The sequence below is a fragment of the Streptomyces sp. NPDC007346 genome (assembly GCF_040703535.1).
In the GTDB taxonomy this organism is placed as follows: domain Bacteria; phylum Actinomycetota; class Actinomycetes; order Streptomycetales; family Streptomycetaceae; genus Streptomyces.
Window position 1 is genome coordinate 44,951 of sequence record NZ_JBEYKR010000026.1, and the last position, 9,575, is coordinate 54,525.

At 72.0% G+C, this 9,575-nt stretch carries 5 protein-coding genes and 3 pseudogenes; 2 read left to right on the top strand and 6 right to left on the bottom strand.

Annotation, left to right across the window (positions count from 1 at the left end; translation table 11 throughout):
• Nucleotides 1-120: 120 nt before the first annotated feature.
• The 3 genes from AB0917_RS10590 to AB0917_RS10600 all read right to left on the bottom strand — a co-directional run bounded on the left by AB0917_RS10590 (nt 121) and on the right by AB0917_RS10600 (nt 5,107).
• The gene (locus tag AB0917_RS10590) at nt 121-2,403 is read right to left on the bottom strand and encodes an alkaline phosphatase PhoX (RefSeq protein ID WP_366819131.1); all 2,283 of its coding nucleotides are present in this window, start codon (nt 2,401-2,403) and stop codon (nt 121-123) included.
• The gene (locus tag AB0917_RS10595; protein WP_366819132.1) at nt 2,403-4,487 is read right to left on the bottom strand and encodes a peptidoglycan-binding protein; all 2,085 of its coding nucleotides are present in this window, start codon (nt 4,485-4,487) and stop codon (nt 2,403-2,405) included. Before AB0917_RS10595 ends, AB0917_RS10590 begins: the two co-directional genes overlap by 1 nt.
• Before the next feature lie 233 nt (nt 4,488-4,720).
• On the bottom strand, nt 4,721-5,107 hold the full coding sequence (locus tag AB0917_RS10600) for a hypothetical protein (protein ID WP_366819133.1): 387 nt from the start codon (nt 5,105-5,107) through the stop codon (nt 4,721-4,723).
• Nucleotides 5,108-5,656: 549 nt separating this feature from the next.
• Between AB0917_RS10600 and AB0917_RS10605 the strand changes: the two are divergent.
• Nucleotides 5,657-6,034 (top strand): annotated as a pseudogene (locus AB0917_RS10605) (peptidoglycan-binding domain-containing protein); the annotation flags it as partial.
• A gap of 96 nt (nt 6,035-6,130) precedes the next feature.
• Nucleotides 6,131-6,526, top strand: a pseudogene (locus AB0917_RS10610) (hypothetical protein); the annotation flags it as partial.
• A 268-nt stretch (nt 6,527-6,794) separates the two neighbouring features.
• On the opposite strand, the gene AB0917_RS10615 reads toward AB0917_RS10610, so the two are convergent.
• The 3 genes and pseudogenes from AB0917_RS10615 to AB0917_RS10625 form a co-directional block, all read right to left on the bottom strand.
• Nucleotides 6,795-7,892, bottom strand: coding sequence for a helix-turn-helix domain-containing protein (locus tag AB0917_RS10615; RefSeq protein WP_366819134.1), 1,098 nt, complete (start codon nt 7,890-7,892; stop codon nt 6,795-6,797).
• 366 nt (nt 7,893-8,258) lie between these two features.
• Nucleotides 8,259-8,714 carry a peptidoglycan-binding domain-containing protein gene (locus AB0917_RS10620; protein ID WP_366819135.1) on the bottom strand — a complete coding sequence of 152 codons (456 nt, stop codon included), beginning with the start codon at nt 8,712-8,714 and terminating at the stop codon, nt 8,259-8,261.
• A gap of 678 nt (nt 8,715-9,392) precedes the next feature.
• Nucleotides 9,393-9,575, bottom strand: a pseudogene (locus AB0917_RS10625) (hypothetical protein); the annotation flags it as partial.

Below are 9,575 nucleotides of genomic sequence, written 5' to 3' on the forward strand. Positions count from 1 at the left end.
ACAGGTGGAAGAGATGGACCGAGGGGGGCGAGTGGGATAGGTGGAGTGGGTGGGTTCCGGGGGGCTCAAGAGCCCCCGGCTCCCCTACCGACTCCCCCAGGCGCCGGTGGCTCGGGGCGCTCAGGTGGCCTCGCGGTGGACTGCCACCGTGGCCGAGCGGGGGCGGCCGGTCGGGGTGTGGTCGGGCCAGTTGCTGACCGCGCGCGGAGACTTCGCGTCCGGGGCGCCCCAGCGGGCCGTCCGCTCTCCGGGATGCTGGATGTTGACGAAGAGCGTCTGTCCGTCGGGGGTGCCGGTCACCCCGGCGACCTCGGCACCGCGCGGCGCGGTGAGGAAGCGGCGTACCTCCCCGGTCGCCGGGTCGGCGGCCAGCAGCGCGTTGTTCCCGGCCGCCCGGTGGAGGGGCGCGGGGCCGTTGAGCTCGTGGCCGGACACCCCGGTGGAGATCCACAGCGTGCCGTCGGCGGAGAACCACAGGCCCTTGGGGGCGGCGAAGGTCCCGTCGGCGGAACGGTCCGGGTCGTCGGCGGCGAGGAACTCCTCCCAGCGGAAGCCGAGTTGCCGGTCCCCCCTGCTGTCCGCTGCCGCCTCGCGCCAGCGGATGACCCGTCCGTACGGGTCGGTTCCACCGCACACGGCCCCGTCGTCGTCCGGACCGGTCGCGCCCGCCTTTCCGGTCGTACGGGTCCCGCCCGCCGCTCCGGTCCCGCCGGCCCCGTCCACCGCTCCGGTCCCGCCGGCCTCGTCCGCCGCTCCGGCCCTGCCGGTCCCGCCCGTCGCGCAACTCGTGCCGCCGCCAGGGCTGTTGGCCAGGGCCAGGTACGCCTCCCCGTCGACAGGGTTCACCGCGACACGTTCGGGCCGAGTGAGCGGGGTGGCGCCCAGGGCGTCGGCGGCCAGCCGGGTCCGGACGAGGACGTCGGCCTGGTCGCGCCAGCCCTTGTCCCGGGTGAGCGGGCCGTGTCCGTGGGTCAGCGGAAGCCACCGGCCGGTGCCGTCGGCGTCGAACCGGGCGACGTACAACGTCCCGTGGTCCAGCGGGCTCCGGCCCTTCGCGCGGGTCTCCCGCCAGTCGCCCGCGCTGACGTATTTGTAGAGGTACTCGGCGTCCTCGGCGTCCGTGCTGTAGACCACGAGGCGTCCGGCCGCCTCGGTCACGGTGGCGCCGCCGTGGGCGAAGCGGCCGAGTGCGGTCCGCTTGACCGGCAGCGCCGAGGGGTCGCGCGGGTCGAACTCCACGACCCAGCCGAACTGCTCGGGGCGCGCCTTGGCGGAGGCCAGGTCGAAGCGCTCGTCGGCCTCGTGCCAGGGGTGGCCGTGGCCGGCGGCGGACAGCCCGTACCGGACGTGCTTCTCACCGCGCTGCCAGTCGGCGTCGTCGGTGCCGAAGAAGGCGTTGGCGTTCTCCTCGGCGACCAGGCAGGTGCCCCAGGGGGTGAGGCCCTGGCCGCTGGGGGCCAGTACGCCGCGCGCCCGGCCGTGGACGGGCACCGGCCCGGAGAACCGTACCGGCGAGTCGGCGGTGATCCTGCGGTTGTACGCGGAGTCCGCCACCGCCTGCCAGGTGCCGTGGGACTCCCGGACCTCCAGCACGGTGAGGCCCTGTGCGGACATCGCCTTACGGGCGTCGCCGCCCAGCAGGGCGGGGTCGGTGGCCTCGTGGCTGATGACCAGGAGGCCGTGCCGGTTCCCCTCGGGCCCGTCGCCGAGCGGGAGGAACTGGACGCCGTGGTGGTGGCTGCCGATCTGCCGGGCCTGTTCGGCGGCCGTGGCGCTCGCGTCCTCCCGCCAGTCCGGTCCGGAGGTGTGGACGGGCCCGCCCCAGGGGGCGAGGACGTCGGTCCGGAACCCGGCGGGCACGGTCACGGTGTCCGCCTCGCTCGCCGCGACGGCGGTGAATCGGGCCAGGCTCCGGCGTGTCGCCCCGGCCGGTACCGGCGGTGGCCCGGCGGCGGGGGTGGGGGCGGCCGGGGCCAGTGCGGCGGCCGCCGGGGTCCCGAGGGCGAGCAGCCCGGCCGCAGCCAGTGCTCCGCCGGCGACCACACCGCGCCTGGACGGACCGGTGGGCGGGAGGGTGGACAGCAAGGTGGACGGTCCGGCCGCCGGGCGGAGGGTGGCGGTGGTCTGCCTGTCGTCGTCCACCGCCGGGCAGCGGGCGGCGATGGCCTGCGCATCGGCGCCCACCGCCGGGTAGCGGACGGCAGTGGTCTCCGTGTCCTCGTCCGCCGCCGGGCAGCGGGCGGCGATGGCCTGCGCGTCGTCGCCCACCGCCGAACGACGAACGGCAGCGGCCTGCGTGTCCTCGTCCACCGCCGGACGGCGGACGGCAGTGGTCTCCGTGTCCTCGTCCGCCGCCGCCGCCGGACAGCGGGCGGCGGCGGTCTGCATCTCGTCCTCGCGCATCAAAGCCTCCCCTGGTTCAGCGCGTTCTGGAGGGCCTTGGTGGTGGTCACGCCCCAGACGCCGTCGATCGTCAGCTTGGCGCCGGTCATCAGCATGAGGTGGCGTTGCAGCGCCTTCACGGTGTCCGGGCCGGTGTCGCCGTCCACGGTCAGCCCGGCGCCGGACCAGGTGTTGAGGTGGCGTTGCAGGGCGCGCTTGGACTCCACGCCCCAGACGCCGTCCGCGGTGACGCCGATGGCCCGCTGGGTGAAGGCGATCGTCCGCGGCCCGAAGTCCCCGTCCACGTCCAGGCGCGGGCCGTCGGAGAACCGGGTGAACGCGATCTCCGTGTCCGGGCCCCACAGCCCGTCCGCCGCGACCCCGACCCTGGCCTGGAGCCATGTCACCCCGGCCTCCGTCCGCGGCCCGAAGATCCCGTCCTCCGCCAGCCGGGGGCTGTGTCCCAGGCTGTTCACGGCCTTCTGCTGGCGCAGGGCGGACCGGATCGTCGTCAGGCCGCCGTCGGACCAGGTGGCGTCCCCGCTGGCAAGGTCGCGGTACACGGCCTCCGTCGCCGGGCCCCACATCCCGTCCGCGGTGATCCCGGCCCTGGTCTGGAGCCACTTGACCCCGGCCTCGGTCCCGGGGCCGTACACACCGTCCACGGTCAGCAGCGGGGTGTAGCCCAGACTGTTGACGGCCTTCTGCTGCGAGGCGATGGACCGGACCGAGCTCATCCCCTTGCCGGGGCCGCCGCTGCTGGTGTACGCGCGGTACGCGGCTTCCGTCGCCGGGCCCCATATCCCGTCCGCCGCGACGCCGACCTTGGCCTGGAGCCACTTGATGCCGGCCACCGTCTTCGGTCCCGTGATGCCGTCGACGTCCAACGGCGGTGTGTAGCCGAGGCTGTTGACGGCCTTCTGCTGGGAGGCCACCGACCGTACGCCTCCGTCGTCGCCGCCTCCGTCCCCGTCCCCGATGTCCTCCCAGCCGTCCACGGGCATCCCTGAACGCACCCATGCCCGCAGGTCGTTGCCGGGGCAGGAGGTGGAGCCCAGGGCGCTGTGGTAGGTGGTGGAGAGCGTCCGGCCGAAGACGGAGTTCGCCTTCTCGTAGAGGCTGCGGATCGAGACCTTGGCCGCCTTGGTCGCGTCCCCGTCGAGGCCGATGAAGCACACGGCGACGTGCGAACGGTTGTAACCGGTCGTGTGTGCCCCCTCGTTGTTCCAGCCGCGACCCTCGTAGATACGGCCGCCGGTGTCGACGAGGAAGTTGTAGCCGATGTCCGACCAGCCGTTGGAGTCCATGTGGTAGTTCTGGATCTGCCGTACGGTCTGCGAGGCCGGGCCGGCCGAGTAGTGCACCACGAAGCCCGTACGCTCCGAGGCGGGCACCTTGACGACGGCCTTCGGGGGCCGGGCCCCCCAGGAGGCCCGGGAGACGATGTTCAGAGCCGTGGCCCCCGAGCCCTGCTTGGCGGGCGGTTCGGGGTCGATGGACGAGCCGGTCTTCGCGTACGGGAGCAGTTGCGCACCCGGGCACTCGGTGTCCCAGCCGCCCGCCTTGTGCGGGAGCAGCTCCCCTCCCGCCTTCCGCTCGCGCGGGAGTTCGTACCGCAGGTGGTGGATCAGCTTCTTCATCGACGCGAGCATCGGGGCGGTCGGCTTGTCAGGGACGCCGATCATGCCCTGGATCGAGAAGAAGGCGGTGTTGCGGCCGAGTTCGCGCCCGCCGCCCAGGGCGATGGTGGCGCCGCCGTTCGCCTCGCCCCGCTGGTAGCCCCGGCCTTCGTAGACCGTGCCGTGCGGGCAGACGAGGAAGTTGTACTTGATGTCCCCGGAGTCCGGGTAGTGGTCGGCGAACATGCTCGCGACCTTCTTGCGGCAGTCCGTCTCCGAAGCCGGCGCGAAGGAGGTCCGGCTCCCGATGTAGTGGATGAAGACGCCGCCCCGCCATGGTTCCCAGGTGAGTTCGGACAGCCGCGGTCGCCTGCCGTAGGTGTTGATGTACCACTCGTTGTCGCGGCCCTCCAGGACGCGCGTCGTCAACGGCATGCTGATGTACGGGGCCCATACGGACCGCTTCTGGATGGTGACGGACGCCATGGTCCTCTGATCACCGCTTTCTTGGCTCTGGGCTCTCGGCTCTCGGCTCTGGACTCTCGGCTCTGGGCACTGGGCACTGGGCACTGGGCACTGGGCTCTGGGCGCTCGGCTGTCAGCTCTTGCTGTTCCGCTGGGCGTACGGGAGAGGGGAGGCGGGGAGGGGTGGTACGGGCGCGAGCAGGCACACCCCTGCCGGGCCCGCCCCCGTGGCGGGCCCGGCGACTCCCCGCGGGTCAGGAGCGAACGTTCCAGTCGAGCTTGCCGCTCCACGTCCGGGAGCCCTGTCCGATGTCGCCCGAGGCGGCCAGGCAGAAGTTCGTGCCGGAGACGAAGTTGGAGCCGATGAGCTTCCGGCCGGATTCGTGGGACCAGAAGTTGACGGCCGTGCCGCGCACACTGCGGTCGCCGCACTTGTACCAGAAGACCTTGATGTCGACCGTGCGCGGATTGACCTTCAGGTAGATGTTCGTTCCGCCGGTCGTGATCGTGCGGGCCGTCGTGTAGTACGTGGTGCTCGATGTCACCGAGCCCTGCACGGAGGCCGTAGCCGCCTGGGCAGGTCCGGCGAAACCGATCACGGCGGCCATGGCGGCGGCGGTGACGATGATTCTTCGCTTCATGTGTCTTCCTGGAGTCCGGGACGTCGTCAGTAGCTGAGCGTGCAGTCGGTGCCACGTGAACGGTGCCGCAGGCCCACGCCGTGGCCCCGCCGTGCTCCCCTGGGAGCGCCCCCACGCCGGTGGGGTGCGGGGAGGACGGGTGGTGGTGGTGCCTGGAGCGTTGCCGTCCCGGGTGCGCAACAGCCAGGAATCCTGCGGACTGTGGGAAATCCTGGGACGGCCACCTTCGTGACCTGCGGATTCCCTCCGTCACGTGGGCCGGGCGGGACGGCCGGGACGCCTCGGCGGGTACGGGGACGTCGGCGCGGGGGCTCCCGGCCGCCGGCTCCGTGTCCCGTTCTCCGTCCCGGCCGCCGACGCACCTCGGTCAGGTCGGCGCAGGTCAACGGCGTCCCAGGGCGTGGGGCGTCCCAGCCTGTCCCCGCTTCGCCCCGGAACCGGGGGTTCAGGGGCGCGGCCGGTCAAGACTGTTGCGGGTCAGTCCAGTTCGCCGAAGGAATCGAAGGACACATCCGCATGAGACGTCTTCCCGCTCTGCTCGCCACGGTCATGGCCGCGGTGCTCGCGACCCTCCTGAGCGCCCCCGCCGCCCAGGCCGCGAGCTGGCCGCTGGTGAGCAGCGGCAACACCGGCGCCAACGTCACCACCGTCCAGCACCTCCTCACCGCCCGGAACCACGCCACCGCGGCGGACGGGATCTTCGGAAGCGGCACCGCCGACAAGGTGAAGAGCTTCCAGCGCTCCCAGAGCCTCGCCGCCGACGGCATCGTCGGCGCCAACACCTGGTCCAAGCTGATCGTCACGGTCTCCTCCGGCTCGAACGGCAGCGCGGTGAAGGCGGCCCAGGTCCAGCTCAACCGGTACGGCCACGGCCTGGCCGTGGACGGCGCCTTCGGTTCCGGCACCGCATCCGCCGCGAAGAAGTTCCAGCAGAGCAAGGGGCTGAGCGCGGACGGGATCGTCGGCCCCGACACCTGGCGGGCGCTGGTCACCGGCTCGGGCGGCGGCGGGGGCGGCGGAGGCACCAAGCTGACGCACTCCCAGGCGGCTTCGCAGTTCCAGAGCGCCGGCATCACCTGGACCTCGTCCGGCAACTGCTCGAACCGCAACGTCAGCACCTGCACGTCCTTCGACCAGATGCGCCGGACCACCGTCGAGGGCACCGTCACGCTGAAGCGCGCCAGCGGCTGTCCGATCCTGGTCACCGGCGGTACGGAGACGGGTCACGCCTCGGGCACGTACAGCCACTGGAACGGCTACAAGATCGACTTCAGCCCGCAGTCCTGCATCAGCAACTACATCACCCGCACCTTCACCTTCATCGGCAACCGCGGTGACGGTGCCGCCCAGTACAAGTCCGCCTCGGGCAACATCTACGCGCGCGAGGGCAACCACTGGGACGCGACGTTCCACAACTGAGGTCGCTGAAGGCACATCGAGTGGTCCCGGTGGCGGCGACGGCCACCGGGACGCACTCCATCAGCGTCGCTCGCCCTCGTCAGCCCAGGGCCTCGTTCTCGTCCCGTCAGCCCCGGGCGTCGCTCCCATCGCATCAGCCCGGGGCGTCGCTACCGTCCCGTCGGCCCCGGGCGTCGCTACCGCCCCATCAGCCCTGGGCGTCGCTTCCCTCTCGTCAGCCCCGGGCGTCGCTCCCATCCCATCAGCCCGGGGCGTCGTTCCCGGCTCCTCAACCCCGTTCGTTCTCGTCGGTGACGGCTTCGCGCAGGGGTCTGGCGCCGCCCTCGGCCGTGCAGAAGCTCTGCCCGTCGAGCAGCTTCGCGCACGCCCGTACGGCGGCCGGATAGGGCGCCTCGACCATCGGGGAGTACGTGTCCCCGTCGTAGCTGATCGCCCGTTCCTGGGTCACGCCCCGCTCGGTCACAACCCGCGCGACGTCCCCCACCCCCGCCTCGGTGATCCGCGCCCAGGCCGAGCGGCACCCTGGGCTGTAGCGCAACTCCAGGTAGGTGTCGCCGCGTTGGACGGCAGCCGCCGTCCAGACGCCGAGATGGCAGTTCAGCCGCTGCGGGTCCTTCTCCCGGCACTCGGACCCGATGCAGCCGGGGCCACCGGCCACCACCTCCGAACTCACGGGGGTACCGGCCAGGGCTCCGCCCTCGTCACGGTCCCCCCGCTCCGTACCCATCGGGATGCCCACCGCCAGGCCCACCGCCGCCCCCAGGCTCGCGATGCCCGCGAGGACGAGGCCCTTGCGCCACGGCCAGCTCGCCGCCTTCCGGGGGCCCGACGGTTCAGAGCCAGAAGCCACGAGCGCGGCGTCCGGCGCAGGGGCCGACGCCCCGGCGGGAGAACCCCCGGCCGCCCACCGCGCCTCCGCCCCCGCCGCCCCTGGCCCTGCGCCCGCCCCTGGCCCTGCCGCCCCGCCGGCTTCGCCGTCCGCCGTACGGCCCGGAGCTGCGACGGCCCCCTCCTGGGCGGGCGTACGGGGGCCGGAGGCACCGGGCACAGGAACACCAGGCGCGGAGGCACCGGGCCCGGGGGCGCCGGACACATCGCTCCCGGGCCCGGTCCGTTCGGCCCGCTCGGCCCGGTTCCTGAGCATCAACAGCTCGTCGGGGCGGGCGCCCACCGTACGCGCGAAGGCCAGCACGGCGGACTCCGGCGGAATCACCTTGCCGTTGAGATACCGCTCCCAGGAAGACTTGCTGTAGTTGGTGCGTTTGGCCAGCGCGGCCAGGGTCAGCCTGTTGAGTTCACGCAGTCTGCGCAGTTCCTCCGACAGTTCCGGGGCCGCCGCTTCGAGTCTTCGACGCTCCGACGTCATGCTGTGCCTTCCTGCCACGCACTCACGGTCCAAGTAAAGGCACCCTAAAGCTTGAAGGTGTACGGGGCGGTTGGGGTCGTCGTAACGATGCCCGCACCCGAGCCCCGTGGGTCGGACCCGGGTCGGCTCAGGTGAGGCCGGGGCTGCCGTGAAAAACGCGGAGGGCGGCTCGGAAGAGCCGCCCCCAGCAAGGTACTTGAGCGATGCCAGTCATGAACTTGTCTGCTGTCGAACCTCATTGGCGAAGGACCCGTTGGAGCCGACCCCGGATCCATCGTCCGAGTGACGCCGCAGACCCACACGTCCGCCTCACCTCCTCCCCCCGTAAGGAGGTGAGGCGGACGGGTGCGGATCAGCCGAGGACGATCAGCCGATGTAGTTGGCCCAGTTCGACCACGCGGCCCTGGTGCCCGGCCCGGCGATGCCGTCGATCGCGCCCGTGTAGCCGGCGTGCTTCTTCAGGAGCCGCTGAAGCGCCTTGATCGTGTTGGGGCCGACGACCCCGTCGATCGAGTCCTTGTAGCCGTACTGCGCTGCCAGGCAGCGCTGGATCGCCTTCCAGCTGTTGGTGCCGAGCTGTCCGTCGACGGCTCCGCTGTAGCCCCAACCCGGCAGCCACGAACGCTGGATGCCCTTGGCCTGGTTGGTGCTCAGGCCCAGGTTGTTCGTCGCGAGGATGCCGAAGGAGTCGGCGCTCGCTGCCGGCTGGGCGGCCGGCGCGGGGGCCGCGAAGCTGGTACCGGCAGTCGCAAGAGTCCCGATCGCCAGCCCGGCCACGGCGGCGGCGCTGACGATCGACCTCGTCATGACGCTCGGTCGCATGTTTCTTCCCCTTCGTTCGTTCGTTCCTGGTGACGGGAGCGACGCTGCCACGGGCCCGGAACGCCCACAAGGCAACGCGGGACGCGTGGGACGGCGGGACGGGTGCCACCCGTGTGACCTGGGCGTCTCTCCGCGCGCCGGGACAGGACGGGACGGGGGACGGCGCACAGGGGGCGTTGTCAGAGGCCCCCGATATCGTTCGGTGCGATGGGCCGGACGGAGATCGTGAGGGACTCGCGGCCATGGGGGGTGGGTCGCACAGGCCCCGGCAGCCGGCTCGGGACTGGAGACATTGTGCCGTGTTCCCGCCCCCCACCTCCGGCCTGGGACCAGTGGCTTCCAGCCTGCGTCCCCGGCCAGGACGACGAGGGGCGGCGGCTGCTCTTGCTCCTGCTCCTGCTCCTGCTGCCTCATCCGGTCCCGCCGTGGGCGGAACGAGGATGACGAACAAGCACCAGGCCGCACACCGCGGCCCCGGCGACGGTGACAGGCGGACTCCTGCGGCTTCCGATCATCGGCAAGGCGACTGGCGATCACTGCCTGGACACACTGTCCGCTGCTCATCGTCGCGGAATCTGTCTCGGAGGTCCGTCAGAGTCACGGCCGGACGGTTCCAACCGCGTTCACCAGTAAAGCCAGTGAGGTTGAGCATGCCGTCGTTCATCGTGTGTGCAGCCGTCAGGCGGCGGCCTGTTGATGCTGGTGTTGCTGGTTCTGGTGTTGTTGGTGGTGTTGGTGTGTGGTTCGGCAGTCGCGGCAGTGGCCGGGGGTGGGTGAGCGGAAGGCGCGTTCGCAGCCGTCGCAGGTTTGGAAGGGGGTGGTGGTGGTGCGTGGGTGGGTGGGGGCGGTGAGTTCTTGTGG